The 18,906-nt window shown below is 71.8% G+C and carries 12 protein-coding genes; 7 read left to right on the top strand and 5 right to left on the bottom strand.

Going from position 1 to position 18,906, the window contains the following annotated elements:
• The first annotated feature begins 5 nt into the window (after nt 1-5).
• The 4 genes from D7X32_RS08505 to D7X32_RS08490 all read left to right on the top strand — a co-directional run bounded on the left by D7X32_RS08505 (nt 6) and on the right by D7X32_RS08490 (nt 6,855).
• A complete protein-coding gene (locus D7X32_RS08505) occupies nt 6-3,209 on the top strand; it encodes an efflux RND transporter permease subunit (RefSeq protein ID WP_120602000.1) in 3,204 nt (1,067 codons plus the stop codon).
• A gap of 87 nt (nt 3,210-3,296) precedes the next feature.
• Nucleotides 3,297-5,141, top strand: a complete 1,845-nt coding sequence (locus tag D7X32_RS47480) for a cyclic nucleotide-binding and patatin-like phospholipase domain-containing protein (protein ID WP_120601999.1) — start codon at nt 3,297-3,299, stop codon at nt 5,139-5,141.
• Nucleotides 5,138-6,106, top strand: coding sequence for a 3-oxoacyl-ACP synthase III family protein (locus D7X32_RS08495; protein WP_120602027.1), 969 nt, complete (start codon nt 5,138-5,140; stop codon nt 6,104-6,106). Before D7X32_RS47480 ends, D7X32_RS08495 begins: the two co-directional genes overlap by 4 nt.
• The gene (locus D7X32_RS08490) at nt 6,103-6,855 is read left to right on the top strand and encodes a lysophospholipid acyltransferase family protein (RefSeq protein WP_120601998.1); all 753 of its coding nucleotides are present in this window, start codon (nt 6,103-6,105) and stop codon (nt 6,853-6,855) included. Before D7X32_RS08495 ends, D7X32_RS08490 begins: the two co-directional genes overlap by 4 nt.
• On the opposite strand, the gene D7X32_RS08485 is transcribed toward D7X32_RS08490, so the two are convergent.
• On the bottom strand, nt 6,837-7,379 hold the full coding sequence (locus D7X32_RS08485; RefSeq protein WP_120601997.1) for a DUF2378 family protein: 543 nt from the start codon (nt 7,377-7,379) through the stop codon (nt 6,837-6,839). The two genes, D7X32_RS08490 and D7X32_RS08485, sit on opposite strands and share 19 nt — an antisense overlap.
• 218 nt (nt 7,380-7,597) lie before the next feature.
• Between D7X32_RS08485 and D7X32_RS08480 the strand changes: the two genes are divergently transcribed.
• Complete coding sequence (locus D7X32_RS08480; RefSeq protein ID WP_120601996.1) at nt 7,598-9,865, top strand: hypothetical protein; 2,268 nt, start codon at nt 7,598-7,600, stop codon at nt 9,863-9,865.
• A gap of 10 nt (nt 9,866-9,875) precedes the next feature.
• Here the strand turns inward: D7X32_RS08480 and D7X32_RS08475 are convergent, their stop codons facing one another.
• On the bottom strand, nt 9,876-10,439 hold the full coding sequence (locus D7X32_RS08475) for a DUF2378 family protein (protein ID WP_244238910.1): 564 nt from the start codon (nt 10,437-10,439) through the stop codon (nt 9,876-9,878).
• A 146-nt stretch (nt 10,440-10,585) separates the two neighbouring features.
• On the opposite strand from D7X32_RS08475, the gene D7X32_RS08470 reads away from it, so the two are divergent.
• Complete coding sequence (locus D7X32_RS08470; RefSeq protein ID WP_120601995.1) at nt 10,586-11,320, top strand: 3-keto-5-aminohexanoate cleavage protein; 735 nt, start codon at nt 10,586-10,588, stop codon at nt 11,318-11,320.
• 13 nt (nt 11,321-11,333) lie between these two features.
• On the opposite strand, the gene D7X32_RS08465 is transcribed toward D7X32_RS08470, so the two are convergent.
• A complete protein-coding gene (locus D7X32_RS08465) occupies nt 11,334-13,439 on the bottom strand; it encodes a tetratricopeptide repeat protein (protein WP_158625633.1) in 2,106 nt (701 codons plus the stop codon).
• Nucleotides 13,440-13,531: 92 nt separating this feature from the next.
• Between D7X32_RS08465 and D7X32_RS08460 the strand changes: the two genes are divergently transcribed.
• Nucleotides 13,532-14,389: an SDR family NAD(P)-dependent oxidoreductase gene (locus D7X32_RS08460; RefSeq protein ID WP_216618120.1), complete on the top strand. Its 858-nt coding sequence runs from the start codon at nt 13,532-13,534 to the stop codon at nt 14,387-14,389.
• Here D7X32_RS08460 and D7X32_RS08455 read toward each other — a convergent pair.
• A complete protein-coding gene (locus D7X32_RS08455; protein ID WP_171447758.1) occupies nt 14,379-15,245 on the bottom strand; it encodes a methyltransferase domain-containing protein in 867 nt (288 codons plus the stop codon). The two genes, D7X32_RS08460 and D7X32_RS08455, sit on opposite strands and share 11 nt — an antisense overlap.
• A 7-nt stretch (nt 15,246-15,252) precedes the next feature.
• Nucleotides 15,253-18,732 (bottom strand): serine/threonine-protein kinase, encoded by a 3,480-nt coding sequence (locus tag D7X32_RS08450; protein WP_244238909.1) that lies wholly within the window; start codon nt 18,730-18,732, stop codon nt 15,253-15,255.
• Nucleotides 18,733-18,906 lie beyond the last annotated feature (174 nt).

Here is an 18,906-nt window from a genome sequence, read left to right as displayed (position 1 = left end):
CCTCCATGCACTTCTCCGACTTCTTCATCAAGCGCCCCGTCTTCGCGAGCGTCGTGTCCATCCTCATCACGCTCGTGGGCGCCATCTCCATCCCCAGCCTCCCCGTCGAACAGTACCCGGAGCTGGCCCTTCCGCAGGTGCAGATCACCGCCACGTACACCGGCGCGTCCGCGGAGACGGTGGAGAACGCCGTCACCACCGTGCTGGAGCGCCAGCTCAACGGCATGGAGGGCATGCGCTACCTGTCCTCCACCAGCACCGACGACGGCCAGTGCAACATCATCGCCACCTTCGATCCGTCGCGAGACCCGGACCTGGCGGCGGTGGACGCGCAGAACCGCGTGGCCACCGCCACGCCGCAGCTCCCCGCGCAGGTCAACGCCCTGGGCGTCACCGTGCGCAAGGCGCAGACGCAGCTGCTCGTGGCCTTTGGCATCTACGACAAGCAGAAGCGCTACGACCCGGAGTTCCTCAGCAACTACGCGGACGTCTTCATCCGCGACGCGCTCCTGCGCGTGAAGGGCGTAGGCGACGTGCGCATCTTCGGCGAGCGCCGCTTCGCCATGCGCCTGTGGCTGGACCCCACGGAGCTGGCCCGGCGCAACCTCACCGCCCAGGACGTGGTCAACGCCCTGCAGGAACAGAACGTCCAGGTGGGCGCGGGCAAGGTGGGCCAGGCGCCCACCGCCAGCGACCAGGCCTACCAGCTGTCCCTCCAGGTGAACGGGCAGCTCGCCTCCGCCAAGGAGTTCGAGGAAATCGTCGTGCAGCGCGGGGCGGACGGCGCCCTGGTGCGGATCCGCGACGTGGGACGCGCGCAGCTGGGCGCGGAGAACTACGCGCAGCTGCTGCGCTTCAACGGGCAGGAAGCGGTGGGCCTGGGCATCACCCAGTTGCCGGGCTCCAACGCGTTGCAGGTGCGCGAGGGCGTGGAGGCGGAGCTCAAGCGGCTGTCGGTCAACTTCCCGCCCGGCCTCACCTACAAGGTGGCGTTCGACACGACGCTCGCGGTGAGCGCGTCCATCCGGGAGGTGTTCCAGTCGCTGGGCGAGGCCATCCTCCTGGTCATCATCGTCATCTTCATCTTCCTGCACGGCTGGCGCAGCGTGCTCGTCGCGGTGACGACGCTGCCGGTGTCGCTGGTGGGCACGTTCATGTTCGTGAACGCGTTCGGCTTCTCCCTCAACACGCTGACGCTGTTCGGCCTGACGCTGGCCACGGGCCTGGTGGTGGACGACGCCATCGTCGTCATCGAGAACGTCGAGCGCGTGATGGAGCACGACCAGGTGGACTCGCACACAGCCACGTCCCGGGGCATGCAGCAGGTGTCCGGCGTCGTGGTGGCCACCGCGCTGGTGCTCTCCGCGGTGTTCATCCCGGTGTCGTTCTTCCCCGGCACGACCGGCGCCATCTACCGCCAGTTCGCCCTCACCATCGCCTTCTCCATCAGCCTCTCCGCGCTGGTCGCCCTCACCCTGTCACCCGCGCTGTGCGCGCGCCTCTTGCGCTCCAACGAGGGCAACAAGTTCGTGCTGGCGCGCAAGTTCGACGACGGGCTGGATTCGCTCCGGCGCGGCTACGGGAAGCTCCTGGGCTTCATGCTGGGCAAGGCGCGCTGGCTCGTCGTCGCCGCGTTCGTCGTGTTCCTCGTCGCCACGGGGCTGCTCTACCGCTCCGTGCCCAGCGGCTTCATCCCGGACGAGGACCAGGGCTACCTCATCGTCGCGGTGCAGGGCCCGGAGGGCACGTCGCTGGAGTACACGCGCCAGGTGCTCCTCCAGGTGGAGGACATCCTGCGCAAACAGCCGGAGGTGACGGACATCTTCACCGTGGGCGGCTTCTCCCTGCTGGGCACGGGCGCCAACTACGGCTCGCTCTTCCTCAACCTGAAGCCCTGGGAGGAGCGCAAGAAGAAGGAGCAGAGCGTCGCGAGCATGGTGGAGCGGCTGCGCGGGCCGCTGGCGCAGGTGGGCGGCGCGCGGGTGCTGCCGCTGCAACCGCCCGCCATCCGGGGCGTGGGCAGCGTGGGCGGCTTCGAGTTCGTGCTGGAGGACCAGGAGGGAGGCCACTCGCTGGAGGAGCTGGCGCAGGCGACCCAGTCGCTGGTGGGCAGGGCGAACCAGGAGCCACGGCTTCGCGGCGTGTTCTCCGCGTATTCGGCGGGCTCGCCCCAGCTCAACATCCAGGTGGACCGCGAGAAGGCCAAGGCGCAGGGCGTGTCCCTGGCCGCGGTGTTCGCCACGCTCCAGGTCTACATGGGCAGCCAGTACGTGAACGACTTCACCTTCGCCAACCGCGTCTACCGCGTGTTCGTGCAGGCGGCCGTGCCCTTCCGCGACAACCCGAAGGACATTGGCAGCTTCTACGTGCGCTCGGACGCCGGAGGCATGGTGCCGCTGGAGGCGCTGGTGAAGCTCACCCCTGTCGCCACCGCGCAGACCATCAGCCACTACAACCTCTTCCGCGCCGCGAACCTCAACGGCCAGGGCACCCCCGGCGTCAGCACCGGCCAGGCGCTCCAGATCATGCAGGACCTGGCCACCCAGACGCTGCCGCCGGGCTTCACCTACGAGTGGACCGGCCTGTCCCTGGAGCAGAAGAGCGCGGGCAACACCGTGCTCATCATCTTCGCGCTGGGCATCCTCTTCGTCTTCCTGGTGCTGTCCGCCCAGTACGAGAGCTTCGCCCTCCCCTTCGTCGTCATGCTCGCGGTGCCCGTGGCGATGCTGGGCGCGCTGCTCCTGCAGACCCTGCGCGGGCTGGTGAACGACGTGTTCTGCCAGGTGGGCCTGGTGATGCTGGTGGGGCTCGCGTCGAAGAACGCCATCCTCATCGTGGAGTTCGGCGAACAGCTGCGCGCGCAGGGTCAGGGCGTGGTGGAGTCCGCCATCAACGCGGCGGAGACGCGGCTGCGCCCCATCCTGATGACGTCCTTCGCGTTCCTCTTCGGCGTGGTGCCGCTGATGCTGGCCAGCGGCGCGGGCTCCGCCGCGCGCAAGTCGCTGGGCACCACCGTCTTCGGCGGGATGCTCTTCTCCACCTTCGTGAACCTCATCTTCATTCCGGTGCTCTACGCCATCATCGAAGGCGCTCGGACGAAGCTCCTGAAACACCGCAAGCACGGCAATCCCCAGAGCGGACCGCCGCACAATCCACCGCCGCCGTCCATCCCTCCCGAGGGGGAGCCACCGCGACCCCAGCCGGCGTAGCGACGCGTCGCGCAGGACCCGCACAGCGGGCAGGCACTCCAGCGCGCTACCCGGCGCCGGAGCGTCCTGGTTATCCTTGGGCGACGCATGGCTTTTCCCCTGACTGTCGATGAGCGGCGTCGGTGGCTGTACACGTTGAAGCAAGCCCCGGCGCTGCGCCACACACGTGCGTCTGTCCTGCTCCGTCTGTTGGAAAGGGCCCGGCCGGTGGAGCCCCGGCCGGGCGAGGGCATCTGCCGCGAAGGTGAGCCCGTCGACGGCGTCTACCTCTTGCGCTCGGGCGAATGGCGGGTCACGGCGGGAGGGACGGTGCTCCTGCACCTGCGCTCGGGCATGTCGCTGGGCGTGGAGGCGCTCGCGCGCGGCACGTGGCCCGTCACGGTGACGGCCGGATCCGCGTCGTCGCACGCCCTCTTCCTTCCCCGCGCGGAGCTGGAGTCGGTGGCCGCGGTGCCTCGTCATGGAGGCATCACGTCGCGCGCGGACGTGGTGACGTTCCGGACGCAGGGGCTGGAGCTTCCGCCCCCGGTGCTGTCCCTGCTGGTGGAGCTGGTGGCGAAGGTGATGGTCCACGACTTCGGGGACCGGGTGCTGCTCGTGCGCGCGGGGAAGAAGCGCTCGGAGAGCACGGTGCGCGGCGCGGACGGCGTGTTCCGCCGCACGGTGGGCCCGCGCTCGCCGTTGCTCGCCGAGGGTGAGGACTTCGACTGCGTGCTGGTGGATGGCGTGCCGGTGCCGGAGGGCCTGACACCTCGCGAGGTGGTGCTGCTGCCGCGCGGAGGCGAAGCGGATGGCGTGGGAACGCCGGGAGCACCGGTGCTGCCCACGGTGCTGCTGTCACCGTGGCGTCCGCAGGGCAGCCCGACGTTGCTCGGGCGCTCGCTGCCGGACGAGGACGGGTGGGACGAGGAAGCGCCACCGCCCGGGTGCCGGCTGCGGCTGGACTGGGAGCGGCTGCTGGTGCGGCCCGGGGACACCCGGCCGCTGGTGGCGCTGGGCCTGGATGCGGGGACGCGGGACGCGCTGTCGCGGTGGGCGCGCGCCATCACCGGCCGGCGCGTGGGGTTGGCGCTCAGCGGCGGCGGCGTGTGGGGCTTCTACCATGTGCATCTCCTGCGGAGGCTGGCCGCGCTGGACGTGCCGGTGGACTTCCTCAGCGGCGCGAGCATGGGTTCGCTGGTGGGCGCGTACTACTGCGGCACGGCGCGCGATGGCCGTGAGGGATTGGATGGCCTGCGCCGGCTCCAGCACCGCGCCAAGGGCGGGCACCTGTCCGCCGCGGCGCTGTCGTCCGTGGTCACCACCCAGGCCATGGAGTGGCTGGTGCGCGGCGACCTGGGGGACCTGGCGCTGGAGGAGCTGCCGGTGGGCTTCCTGCCGGTGACGACGGACCTGACCACGGGCCGCTGCGTGGTGCTGGAGAAGGGACCGCTGGCGCTGGCGGTGCGCGCGAGCGGCTCCGCGCCGGGCGTCTGGGCGCCCACGCTCCAGCCGCCCGCGCGCTACGTGGACGGGGCCTTCACCAGCATGGTGCCGGTGGACGTGCTGCTCAACGCGGGCGCGGACCTGGTCTTCTCCAGCAACATCTTCCCGGCGGGCCACCACCACGCCGCGCGTCCGCTGTTGCCCGGAGCGGTGGGGCTGTTCCTCTCCGCGCTCAACCCGGTGGCGCGAGCGAAGGACCTGCTGGCCAGCGGCGTGTTGCTGCTGCACCGCAGCGGCGACCTGGAGTCCTCGCGCGGAGACCTGCGATACGACGTGGGCACGCGCGACCATCCGCTGATGGGGTCCATGCGCTTCACGCACGTGGACGAGGTGCTGGACGAGGCCGCGCGCGACATGGGCCTGGAGCAGAAGCTGCTGGAGCTCAAGCAGGCGTGGGAGTCGCTGCGCGGGCGCAGGAGTCCGTCCGGCGGCAGGAGGGCCGCGTGATTCCGGTCCGCATCCTCGGCACGGCGAGCGTGCTGCCGGGCCCTCCGGTGACGACCGCGGAGGTCTGCGCGCGCGTGGGCCGCGACGCCGCGGAGGTGGAGCGGAAGACGGGCATCCGCACGCGGCACTTCGCTCCGGAGGGGACGCGCGCGGCGGACCTGGGAGCCCAGGCCCTGCGGGGCGCGCTGGAGGCGGCGGGGCTTCCGGCGACGGCGCTCCAACGGATCCTCTTCGTGTCATCCATGGGCGGGGACGTCACCACGCCGGCCAATGGCAGCCGGGTGGCGGCGGCGCTGGGGCTGTCCGGGACGTGCGACGCGATGGACGTGACCAACGCGTGCATGGGCTTCCTGAGCGCGTTCGACCTGGCGGCGCGTTCGGTGGCGACGGGGCTGGGGCCGGTGGGCGTGGTGTCCGTGGAGCTGCTGTCGCGCACCACGCGGCCGGAGGATCCACGCCCCTACCTGGTGCTGGGCGACGCGGCGGCGGCGGTGGTGCTGGGAGCGGCGCGGCCCGGCGAGGGCGTGCTGGGGGCCGCGTTCGGAAACGACGGCACGCTGCCGCCGGACGTCGTCCTGGAGAACCCGCACCAGACGGGCCAGCGCGAAGGCATGCGCTTCCTCACACCGGCGCGCGACATGACGCGCGTGGCGCTGGGGGCACTGACGCGCGCGGCGTCGGCGGTGCTCCAGCGCGCGGGGCTGACGGTGGCGGACGTGGAGTGGGTGCTCACGCATCAGCCGAACGGGAGCATGCTGGCGGCCATCCTCCAGGCGCTGGAGGTGCCGGAGGACAAGAGCGTGACGGTGGTGGACACGGTGGGCAGCGTGGGCTCCGCGTCGTTGGGCACGGGGTTGGACTGGCTGTGGCGCACGCGGCCGGTGAAGCCGGGGGACCGGGTGTTGATGGTGGGCGTGGGCGCGGGCGTGGCGCACGGCGCGGTGCTGTACCGGGTGGCCGGGTGACGAAGACGGCGGTGGCGGCGCGGGCCGCGTGGCTGACGGCGTTCCGCCTGCTCCAGCGCTACCACCGCTACGAGGTGGTGAACCTGGAGCCGCTGTTGCGCCCCGGAGCGAAGCTGCTGGTGGGCTACCACGGGCGGCCCCTGGCGGTGGACCTCTGCATGCTGACGGTGACGCTGCACGACCACCTGGGCTACCTGCCCCACGGCATCGCGCACGGCGCGTTCGACCGCATCCCGGGCATGCGGCAGGTGGCGGACGGGCTGGGCTTCGTCACGGGTGATGGGCCGCTGCTGGCGCAAGCGGTGGCGAAGGGCGAGCACGTGCTGGTGCAACCAGGAGGCACGCGCGAGGGCTGCCGCGACTTCCGGCACCGCTACCGCGTGGACTGGGGAGAGCGGCTGGGCTACCTGCGGCTGGCCGTGCGCTACGGGCTGCCCATCGTCCCCATCGCGGGCCACGGCATGGACGACGCGTACCTGGGCCTGAACGACGGCTACGCATGGGGCAAGCGCGTGGGCATGCCAGGAAGGCTGCCGCTATGGCTGGGCGTGGGCGCCACGGGCGTGTGGCCGCTGTCCCTGCCCTTCCCCGTGAAGATGACCCAATGGGTAGGTGAGCCGCTGACGACCCATCTGGCCCCGGGGTTCGAAGTGGGAGACCGGGAGGCGCTGCGGACGGTGCACCGCGAGGTGACGGGCGCGGTGCAGGGGCTGCTGGACGCGGCGCGCGGCTACCAGCGGACGCGGTAGGTGGCGGCGCGGCCCTGGCGGGCCTCGACCACGGTGGTGAGCCCCTTCACGCCGGTGGTCAGCGTCGCGTGGTGGCAGATGGAGCCGATGAACTCCGGATAGGTCCCGCCCTCGCTCACCTTGATGCGGTAGTCCGTGTCCGCCACCCGCTCCACGTCCACGTGCAGGAAGTTGCTGCCGGAGGCCAGGTTGCGCGACGTGCGCTCCAGGGCGCGCGCGGGCCCCAGGAGCTTCAGCACGGTCTGGAGCGCGCGGCCCATGTTCGTCTCGAAGTAGCCCGACACGAAGCGCTCGCCCAGCTGCCACTGCGCCTCGTTCATGGACACGCCCGGGAACAGCTCCGTCGCGCTGATCTGCAACACGCGCTGCCAGATGGCGTTCGGATAGGCGGGCTCCAGCTTCCGGTCCAGGTCCAGCCCTGCGTCCTTGAGCTTCGCGCGCAGCGGACCATCCAGGCGGCCCTTCAGGGCCAACAGCAGGCCTTCGACCGTATGGCCGAAAACGATCTCCGAGGGGTTCGACACGAGGGGCTCCTCCGGCGCGGCTCGGGGGATGCCGCGGCTGGGTGCCCCTGGTTAGACCGGATACCGACTTGTGAACAACCCCTACATCCCCAGGGTGATGACGATTTCACACCCAGACAGTCACACCTCCCCGGCGTCAGACGTGTCCCGCCAGCCCTCACGGCAATGATTGCTCACCTGTCCATGGGACAGGGGCCTTTCACGTTTCGGGGGAGCGCATGAGCTGGAGCATCCAGATTCCCGCGGTGAACACGCTGAAGCTCGCGCTGGGTAACGCAGCGCACGAGCAGGCGCTGGGCCACGCGGAGCTGAACGGCAACAAGGCCATCCCCATCCAGGGAGGCCAGGTGTCCCTGACGGGCACGCTCAAGGTCCCCGTCGAGCTCTTCAACGACCGCGACGACCAGGACGCGTACGGCATCATCGGCGTGCCCCCAAAGGAGCTGGACGGCTCCTCGGTGGAGCCGCTCTTCTCACCGGACGGGGTCGCGTGCTGGCTGAAGTACGCGGCGGAGCTCAGCGCGGAGGCCAACGGCCAGGGGAACTTCCCCTTCGTCGAGCTGAGCGGCGGAGGCTCGCTCCAGGTGAAGGTGGCGGACTACCGGCACCACGCCGCGACGAAGACGCTGGAGTCCGCGCTGGGTTCGGACGCGAAGTCCCTGCGCCTGCCCTTCGTGCTGGAGGAGGTGCAGGCGCTCCAGCCCGGTGACGCCCTGTCGTTCCAGACGCGCGTGGAGCTGAAGGCCGGGGTGAAGGTGTCCTGGTCCGCCATCAGCACGTCCCTGGTGGCGGCGCTCGCGAAGCGGCTGGCCGGACAGCTGGTGTTCGAGCTGAAGGCGGAGGTGGGCGCGTCCATCGGCGGCACGGTGTCGCTCCAGGACGAGTTCCGCATCGTCTTCTCGAGGCCGAAGGACGGCGGACCGTTCCGCGTGTCGGTCCGCAAGGCCACCTCGGACGCCGCGGCGGTCCACGTGTCCGCGGGCGTCTCGCTGGGGTACTCGTCGCCGCTGCTCGCCTCCATCCTGGGCGCCGTGGACGCGAAGGTGCAGGACGCCTTGAAGGTCGTCGAGGGCCTGGAGCATGGCTCGCTCACGCCCGCGCTCCTCCAGGTCGCCGCCGCGCTGCTGAAACAACTGGGCTTCCTCAAGCCGGTGGAGCCCACGCTCGCGTCGGTGAAGGCCGCGTATGAAGAGCTGAAGGACTTCGTCGAGAGCGTGGTGAGCGGGGCGCTCAAGGCCGGCTTCGAATACGAGTACGCGCGGAGCACCGAGGACGCGACCCTGCTGGAGCTGGAGGTGCCCGTGCAGGAGCTGGCGGGCGCGCACGGTGCGTTCGTCTCCGGCGACCTGGCCTCCATCCAGCACCGGGTGCAGGACGCGTGGCTGCGGCGCTACTTCCACATGAAGTCCGTGGAGTCGCAGCGCGTCTGGGGCCTGGGCCTGGGCTGGCGCGACTTCAACTTCGCCACGCAGGAGGACCGGCGGAAGCTCAAGTCCGTGGTCCAGCACGCGTCCCGCGACCACCGCCAGGGCCCGCGCCGCTACGCCTTCCTGGGGGCTCGGAGCTACTCGAGTTCGGGCGTGCTCTACGGGAAGACCTCCCGCTGGGGGCTCGACTTCAACGCCCAGATGCCGCGCTTCAGCCTCACGCCCAGCGCGGACGAGTTCGACTACTCCCTCTTCGCGCAGAGCCAGGTGGAGGACGGGCTCACCAAGGACCTGATCCAAAGCGCGGTGGATGCCGCCACCGTCTGGGGCGCGGTCCGTCCGGAGGACGCACCGGCGCTGGTGGAGCGGCTCTTCCGCGCGGCCCCCGCCGGCACGAAGACCACCACGCGGCTGGAGCTGCGGGTGGACAGCGCCAGCTTCCGGAGGCTGCTGACGCGGCTGGGCAGCGAGCCCGTCTTCGAACGCAACGCCTTCGCGCGGGGCCTGGCGCGAGCAATGCCCCGGGCCAGCCAGCCCGTGCGCACGAGCTTCCAGCGCCGCGAGGAGCTCTACACTCCGCTCTGGGACGCGTACCTCAAGGACGGGGCGAAGGACTGGACGCTCGACAAGGCGAGGGCGACCGTGGCGTACCACCTGAAGACCCAGGCGGGCGCGGACGGCCACGTCGCGTCGCACTGGGAGCAGAGCGGCGCCACGGGCACGTTCTCGGACGTGCTCGTGCAGGCGTCGCGCTACGGAGGCGACATCGGGAGCCGGCCGTACGGGAAGGTGTACGCGTTCTGGAAGGACGTGCTCGACAAGCTCAGCGCGTTGAACAAGGCCATCCATCTGGAGACCGTCATCGCGGAGAACGACGCGACCTCCGTGGTGCAGCAGGTCTTCACGGCCCTGGATGATCTGCTCTGCGACGACTTCCGCGTCGCCGCGTTCGTGGCGTGGCTGGACCAGCTCTCCTTGCGGTGGAAGCTGGGTTCGGGCGTGCAGCGCACGCTCCAGGTGCGCGTGGGAGACCAGGAGTTCGTCATCGCCCACGGCTGAGCACGGCCCGCTACCACCGCAGCCGGTACGTGGCGGAGACCCCCTCGTGGGCCTCCACCACGGTGGTGAGCCCCTTCACGCCGGTGGTCAGCGTCCCGAAGTGACACAGGGCCCCGATGAACTCCGGGTGGACGCCCCCATGGCTCACCTTCAGCCGGTAGTCGGTGGCGGCCAGGCGCTCCACGTCGACGCGCAGGAAGTTGCTGCCGGAGGCCATGTTGCGCGCGGTGCGCTCCAGCGTGCGCGCCGGGCCCAGCAGCTTCAACACGCCCTTCAGCGCACGGCCCATGTTGGTGGCGAAATAGGCGGTGACGAAGCGCTGGCCCAGGTGCCAGTGCGCCTGCGCGGGGGAGTGGCTGGGGAAGAGCGCCTCCGCGGCCAGGAGCAGCATCTGGTGCCACTGCTCCTTGGGGTAGGCGGGCTCCAGCTTCTGGTCCAGGTCCAGCCCCACGTCCTTCAACTTCGCCCGGAGCGGGCCCTCCAGATGCCCTTCCAGGACCGTCAGCAGGCCTTCCACGGTATGGCCGAACACGACCTTCTCCGGAGGACGCACGACGGGAAGCTCCTTCTCCACGGCGCGGGGATGCGTCCTTCATCGGTAGACGCTCATGGACCCGGGAACAACCCACCCCGCCCTCCGTGCAGGGAGATTTCCACCAGCGGACGGAGCAACTTCATGAAGCACGTGAGCCATGTGTCATCCGTGGCTTCATTGCGCGCATGTTGCTCAAGGTGTGTCTCAACGGCGCCCGCGCGCCCACGGATCATCCCCGGCTGCCCGTCACCCCCGGAGCACTCGCGAGGGACGCCGCCGCCTGTCACGCCGCGGGAGCGGGCGCGTCCCACGTGCATCCGCGAGCGGCGCACGGAGGCGAGTCGCTGGACGCGGCGGACATCGGAGTGGCGGTGTCCGACATCCGTCACGCCTGTCCGGGTGTGCCGGTGGGTGTCAGCACCGGCGCGTGGATCCTCCCGGACGTGACGGCCCGCCACGCGCGGGTCGCCAGCTGGAAGGCGCTGCCCGCGAACACCCGGCCCGACTTCGCCTCCGTCAACCTGTCCGAGCCCGGCTGGGAGTCCATCGCGGACGCGCTGCTCGACGCGGGCATCGGCGTGGAGGCGGGCGTGTGGTTCCCGGAGGACGTGTCACGGCTCATGGCGTGGCCGCGCGCGGCGGAGTGCCTGCGCATCCTGGTGGAGACACAGTCGTCCCAGCCGGAAGCGGCGTGTCAGGAGGCGCGGACGCTGGTGGACCTGCTGCGCGCCACGGGCCTGGAGCTTCCCCTGCTGGTGCACGGCTCCGAGGGTGGCGCGTGGGCCGTGCTCGGATGGGCGCGGCGCCACGGCTTCGACGCGCGCATCGGGCTGGAGGACACGCTCGTGCTTCCGGACGGACAGCGCGCGGCGGACAACGCCGCGCTGGTGACCGCGGCGCTTCAGCTCCAGCACGGATGACGCGCCGGAGCGCTCACTTCGCGCACGGCCCACTGCGCCTGGACTCGGGCAGGTAGAGACAGGCCAGGTACCGGGCCTCCCGGACCTGGGGAGCATCCGCGGTCAGCTTCCCGAACTCCTCGAGGTACCGTGCCTTCAGGCTGCAGCCGGTGGAGTCCTTCAGCGAGCACGCCTGCCCGGCACGCGCGAGCATCGCTTCCAGGTTGAGGGGGGCGCCTCCACGGACGCCCCTGTAGTACTTCGCCAGCTGCACGCAGGCTGCCCCGCTGCCACCGTCGCAGCCCTGCTCCGCCACGGGGATTTCCTCCGCCCGGTCCCAGTCGATCTCCCGTCCTTGCTGGTACGCCTGGGCCAGCTCGCCGCAGGCATCTGGATCTCCCGCATCGCATGCCTCCTTCAGGTGGCGGACGCGCACGACATCCTTCGGCATGGGCAGTCCCAGCGCCGTGCATTCGTCCTTGACCCGCGTCTTGCAGGCCTGGGCCTGGATGCTGGGGATGCTGCGTCGCGCGTCCGAGCTCACCGCCTCTGGACCCGAGTCGGCGAGCTTCTTCGTGATAACGAGGAGCAGGACGCAGCTGTTCATGTCCTCGTGGGTGAAGCATCCGTTACGCCAGGCTTGCACGCCCTTCCCCACGCTCGCGTACTGGCGGGTGGTGTCGAGCCGGGCTCGACCCAACAGGTCGCAGGCTCTGCCGCCGTCGCGCGCTTCGCACCCCGTCTCCAGGAAGACGAGCCCCACGAGGGGCGCCGGCGCGACCTTCAGGGCTTCGTTACCGGAGACCATCAAGGCTCCGAGCAGCGCGCAGGCGGAGGCCGTGCGTTTCAGGCATGCGTCCTCCAGCAGCTGCATTCCCTTCTTCACGTCCACCTGGAGCCCGGCGCTCCCTTCCAACAGCACCTCCCCGAGCCGGGCGCACGCATCCCCCTCGCCCTTTCCGTCCTGACACTCGTCTCTCCAGCGATCGACGGACGCTCGCGGCGCGGGCTTCGCGTTGGCCGTGGGCTTCGCGTTCGCGGCGACCTTGCCCGCATCCAGTCGCAGCGACTCCAGCACGGACTGCTTCGGCTTCTCCGGAGCGACCTTCGTCATGTCCAGCTGGAGCGACTCCAGCACGGACTGCTTCGGCCCTTCGGTCTTCGCGCCGTCCGCCGTGAGCCCCAGCATGCGCCGCACGTCGCCGCACGCCTCCGGCACGTCGTGGTCGCACGCGCGCTGGTAGTACATCGTGGCGCGGCCGGGGTTCACCGCCACGCTCGCGCCCTTCTCGTACGCGGCGCCCATCACGTAGCACGCCATGCCCAGGCCCACGCCCGTCTCACACATGGCGCGGATCTTCTCCAGCTTCGCGCCCTCCTCCGGCGTGACGGCCGGAGTCGGCTCCGGCTTCGCCGCCACCGCCGCGCTCGTGGCAGCGCACGCCTCCTTCTCCCCCATGCCGCACGCCGTGCGGAAGTAGCTGGACGCGAGCCGCGCGTCCTTGCGCGTGCGCACGCCCTGGTCGAACTCGCGCGCCACCGTGAGACAGGCGACCCCGACGTTCCGGTTGCACGCCTGCACCAGCATCCCCATCCCCGCCGCCACGTCCTGCGCGACGCCGAAGCCGCCCATCAGCTTCAGCACGCCCAGGTTGTTGCACGACAGCCCGTCATCCCCCGCGCAGCCACGCTCGTAGAAGCGCACCGCCTGCGCGAGGTCCTTCGCCACGCCCCGGCCCTCGCCGTACAGCAGCGCCAGGTGTCCACAGCCCTCCGGCAGGCCCTGCTCACAGCCTCGCGCGTACAGCCTCGCCGCCTCGGCCTCGTCCTTCGCGACGCCCCGGCCCTCCTCCTTCAGCACGCCCAGCGCCACGCACGCCCGCCGCTCATCGCCGTTGCAGCTCAGCTCGTGGAGCGTCGCCGCGCGCGCCTCGTCCTTCGTGACGCCGTCGCCCACGCGGAGGCGCTCGGCCTGCTCGAAGCACGCTTGCGCGGTCCTCCCACCGCAGGTGCGCTGGTACAGCGTGGAGAGCTGTTCGGCCTCCGACGTCGTTTCGTCCGAGGAGCCATGGGCACACGCCACGAGCAGTGCGAGGACGGGCAGCACCCGCCACGCGAAGAGGAGTTTCACTGAGGGCATGGGCGGATCCTTCCACTCCGTCCCCCTTTCCGTCGAGGACCCCCTCCGTCTTCCAAGCCCTCCCGCGCGGGGCTTCCTATGATTGGACCACCATGCACGTGTCATCAGCAGCAGGCGGATCTCCTCCAGCCGCATCGGAGGGTGCTCCCCCGGCGTGGGCGCTCATCCTCGGTGCCTCCTCGGGCACGGGCGCGGCCATCGCGGAGGCCGTCGCGCGCAAGCCGGGCCTGAACGTCTTCGGCGTGCACCGGGGCCGTTACCCGGACACCGCCCGCGAGCTGGAGGCCCGCGTGCGCGACCTGGGCCGGGACGTGCACCTGCGGCAGGCGGATGCGTCCACGCCCGAAGCCGCGGAGGCCGGCGCGGACGCGTTGCTCCAGCGCGCGGGCCCTCGCAGCGTGAAGCTGTTCGTGCACGCCATCGCGGGCGCGTCCGTCGGGCACTTCCTCACCGAAGGCCCGGACCGGCTGCACCCGCGCCGCATCCAGCGCACGTTCGACTGCATGGCGCACTCGTTCGTGTACTGGACGCAGGCGCTGGTTCAACGCGACCTGCTGGCCCCGGACGCGCGCCTCCTGGGCCTTCAGAACCCGCTGGATGAAACGCACCTGGGCAACACCGGCCTCATCAGCGCCGCCAAGGCCGCGCTGGAGATGTACGTGCGCCACCTGGCCATCGAGCTGGGCCCGAAGGGCCACCGCGTGAACCTGCTCAAGTTCGGCACGGTGATGACGCCCGCGCTGCGCCACGTCTACTCACCCGAGGCGCTGGCCCAACTGGAGGCGCGCCACGCGGCCATGAACCCCGCGGGGCGCATGGGCACGCTGGACGAGGTGGCCCGCTTCGTCACCGTGCTCGTGGGGGACGACGCCGCCTGGTTCAACGGCGCCACCATCGACTTCACGGGCGGCATGACCCTGCGCCTGCTGGACCTGCTGCTCAACCCGTGACGGCCGCCGGAACGCGGAACGTGAGGCAGTAGTAGAACGGTGACACCTGTTCCTCGATGACACCTTCGGCGTCCTGCGGCAGCAGCGCGCGGGGGCTCTTCGCCTCGCGCGTGTAGAACGTGAGGGCGCGGAACGCGGCGCGCTGGAACAGCGACGGGCGGAAGCCCGCGTCCAGCTGCTCATCCACCACCACCAGCGGAGTACCGGGACGCGCCACGCGCGCCATCTCCCGCAGGGCCACCGCGGGCTGGCGGAAGCCGCCAATCCCGCCGACGTGGAAGACGCGGTCGAACATCGCGTCCCGGAACGGGAGCGCGTGCGCGTCCGCCACCAGCAGCCGCGTGTCCTTCACCCCCCGGCCCTTCCGCAGCCGCTTCTCGCACTGCGCCAGCATGCCGGTGCTCAGGTCCAGGCCCCACACCTCCACGGGGAGGCCCGGCGGCAGCGAGCCCCGGATGCGCGGCAGGTTCGCGCCCGCGCCCACGCCCACCTCCAGCACGCGCACGGGCTGTCCGTCGTCGCGCGGCTTCAGCGCGCCCAGCTCCAGCCTTCGCATGTACCCGTCGCGCATCCGCGACTCGGAGACGGACTGGAACAGCGGCGTCAGCACGGCCGTCAGCGGATCATGCAACGCGGGCAGCCCGTCGTAGAAGTGGCGCATCAGGCGGTCCGTGCCCTGCACGCGGTCCTCGCGGTACAGCCGGGCGAGCCCGTCCTCCACCTCCCACGTCTCGCCGCAGCCGCCACAGCGCAGCCGCCCCTCGTCCAGCCGGTCGTCCTCGTTCTGCCCGTGCCACACCAGCTGGCCCCGGCAATCCGGGCACGCCAGCAGCGCCACGTCCTGCACTCGCATCATCGCTTCGTCACCCTGCCGTCCCCTGTTCGGCCAGCGTCCGCGCCAGGTCCTCGCGCGCCCCCAGCCGGGTGAAGTCCTCCGCGGCCCGCCGCAGCAGCTCCGCGCGCTCCGGCTCCTCCGGAGGCAGGTGCCGCGCCCACTCCAGCCGCGCGCGCGCCGCTTCGTAGGGCATCCCCCGCGTGTCGGACTCCGCGATGCAGCGCGTCCACGCGCGGAAGGCCTTGCGGTGCTTGCCCGCGAGCCACGCCTCGCAGCCGCGCCACAGCCACGCGGCCGGTTCGCCGAAGGGGAACACCTTCGCGAAGCGCTCCACCTCCCGGAGCGCGGACCGCGCGCTGTGCGTGAGCGCCTGCAGGCCGGGCCCGGGCGTCTCGCGCGCCAGCAGCGTGAGCAGCACCTCCGCCACCGCCGTCGCGCCGAAGTAGACGAAGTGCGCCACCGGCTTGCCCGCCGACAGCCGCACCAGCGCCTTCTCCGCCGCCGCGCGCGCGCCCGCCGTATCGCCCTCGCGCAGGCACAGCAGCGCCAGCGTGCCGTCCACGATGATGCGGTCGGTGGCACCGCCATGCGCCTCCGTCCACGCGAGCGCCGGCTCCAGCGCCACGCGGGCCCGCGCGTGCTCGCCCAGCCGCAGCAGCATGTGGGCTCGATAATGCTGGGCCCAGTGCTGTGTCTGCGCGGAACCCCGGCGCAACGCGGACGCCTCCAGCCAGTCCATCAGCGGCAGGCCCCGCGCGAACTGGCCCCGGTACATGGCGGACACGGTGAGCAGCGCGCGGCACTCCTCCGCCAGCCGCAGGTCCCCCACCGAGTCCACGATGGCCGTCGCCCGAGCGAGCCACGCCTCCACGTCCTGCCAGCGCGCCTGGTACACCGCGCACACCGCGTTGCGGTTGAGCACGTAGGCCAGGTCCGCGGGGCGGCCCACGCGCTCCGCCACCTCCTGCGCCCGCTTCACCCACGCGTCCGCCACGCGGTGCACCGGCACCGTGCCCGCCACCACCGCCATCACCGTGTAGCCGCGCGCCAGCTCCGGCGTGGGCCCCGCGGGCTCGCACAGGTTGAGCATGCGCAGGCCGCTCCAGAGCACCGGCAGCGCTTCCTGCGCGTAGATGAACGCGTCGGTGAGCCGCATGAGCAGCCGGCCCGCCACCCGCCGCGCCTCGCGCCGCCGGGTGGAGTCATCCACGTACGCGTCCGGCCGGGCACTCTGCGCCAGCCGCGACAGCACCTGCCCCAGCGTGCCCAGCACCCACGCCACGCGCGACGTGGGCACGCGCCAGCCGAAGCGCGCGAGCGCCGCCTCCGCGTGCACGCGGAAGGCCTCCAGGTCACCCAGTTGGAAATGGGCCTCCGCCAGCAATGCCTCCGCGCGGCCCTGCTCCAGCGGAGTGGATCCGGGAGCGACCGTCAGCGCCCGCGTGAGCAGCGGCAGTGCTTCGCGGCACGCGCCCACCGCCAGCGCCTCCTCGCCCGCGATCCGCGAGTGGTGCGCCTCGCGGGCCACGTCCCGGGCCTGGCCCCAGTGGTACGACAACGCCGAGGCGTACCCCGTGGGGTGCGCCGCCTCCAGCGCCTCCGCCGCGCGCCGGTGGAGCTCGGGCCGGGCCGCCGGGACCAGGTCCTCCAAGAGCCGCTCCCGCAGCTTGTCGTGCGCGAAGCGCCAGCGGCCGTCGCCCACGTCCAGCACCGCCGCCGCCGCGCAGTCGGTGAGCCACGCCTCCACGTCCACGCTGGGAGCGGCCCGCTCCAGCACCGCCAGGTCCAGCTCCCGGCCGAGCAGCGCCGCCACGTCCAGCAGCCCACGCGCCTCCCGGGGCACCTTCTCCAAGCGGCGCTGCACCAGCGCGCGCATGCCGCCCGCCCACACGCGCTGGGGCAGCGCGACGGCGCCCAGCCGGTCCAGTCCGCCCGCGTCCTCCGCCAGCGCGCGCACCACCTCCACCAGCAGGAAGGGGTTGCCCTCCGACTCGCGGCGCAAGAGCTCCGCCACGTCGGGCCGGCGGCCGACGGCGCCCAGCATGGACTCACCCAGCTGGGCGATCTCCTCCGCGTTCAGCCGGTGCAGCCGCAGCATGCGGGTGCCGGGCAGGCGCTCCGGCAGCTGCGGGGACTCGTCGTCGCGGAAGCTCGCGAACAGCAGCAGCGGCAGGCCCGGCGCCCTCGCCGCGAGCTGCGCGAGGAGCTGGAGGGATTCAGCGTGCGCCTGATGCAGGTCCTCCAGGATGACCACGGTGGGCTGCGGCAGGCGGGCGAAGAGGTCCTCCACCGTCTGGTGCAGGCGCAGCTGCGCCATGTCCGCGTCCAGCTCCGGCGCGGCCGGCACGTCGCGGCCCAGCAGCGCATCCAGGTCCGGCACCAGCGGCCGGAGCACGCGCGCCTCGCGATCGGAGAGCTCCGTGAGCATGGGCAGCCAGCGCAGCACCGCGCGCCACTCCTGGTACGGCACGCCGCCGGTGTCCACCGCCTGGCCGCGCAGCACCACCGCGCCGCGCACCAGCGCCAGCGAGCGCACCTCCTCCAGGAGGCGCGACTTGCCCACGCCGCTCTCCCCGCCAATGAGCCACGCGCCGCCCTGCCCCGCGAGCGCCATGTCCAGCACGTCCGTCAGGTGTTCGCGCTCCGCCACGCGGCCCACGAAGCGCGCGGACTGGAGGAAGCTCTCGCGCGTGGCGGCGGACTCGGCGGGCGGGGGCTGGCCCACGGCGGCGCACAGCGCGGCGATGACGGCCTCCGCGTCGCGCGGCCGGCGGTGGGCCTCCGGCGCCACCAGCTGCTCCAGCACGGCCTTGAGCGCGGGCGGAAAGCCCGGCGTCGCGAACACCTGGCCCGCGTGCGGCAGCCGGCCGAAGAACATCTGGCATGCCATGGCGCCGAAGCCGAAGAGGTCGGTCCGCTCGGACGGGGGCTGATCCTCGAAGAGCTCCGGGGCCAGGTAGCCCGGGGTGCCCGCGGGCTGCGCGCGGCGGCCCTGCTGGTCGCGGCCCACGGCCAGGCCGAAGTCCAGCACCTTCACCTGCCCGCGCACCACCAGCACGTTCCCGGGCTTGAGGTCGCGGTGGATGATGCCGCGCCGGTGCAGGTACGCGAGCGCCTGGAGCGTCTGGATGAGCAGGTCCACCTGCGTCGTCAGCGGCGCGTCCGTGCCGGCCTCCACCAGCGTGCGCGCGTCCTCCAGCAGGTCCATGGCCAGGTAGGGCCGGCTCTCCGCGTCGAAGCCGTAGTCCAGCACGCGGATGACGTGCGGGTGGCGCAGCGACACCAGCGTCTGGAACTCGTGGGCCAGCGACAGCGCCATGCCCTGCGTGGCGAAGGCGGAAGGGGTGCCACGGCCGGGGCGCCGCGCCAGGTCCGCCACCGTCTTGTGCAGCCGCTTGAGGGCCACCGGCCCGGACAGGCCGTCCTGCGCGCGCCACACCGTGCCCGCGCCGCCGCGCCCCAGCAGGTCGAGGATGCGGTAGCGGCGGCCCACCACTTCCGGATCCATGCCCGGAGACGTGTCGGCGTCCGGAACATCCGTCCGGGGGGAAGTCTGGCAGGAGGGGGGGTGAGACATGAGGGGGAGCCGCCCTGCCAGTGAGGATATCCCCCCTTCTCGTGCGGGAGGGGATTGAATGTGTCGGAGGGCAGGCGAAGCGGGAGGCGCTTCGGGCCCCGGGGA

The organism is Corallococcus carmarthensis, assembly GCF_003611695.1.
Classification (GTDB): Bacteria; Myxococcota; Myxococcia; order Myxococcales; family Myxococcaceae; genus Corallococcus; species Corallococcus carmarthensis.
This window is presented reverse-complemented; position numbering and strand designations above follow the sequence as displayed.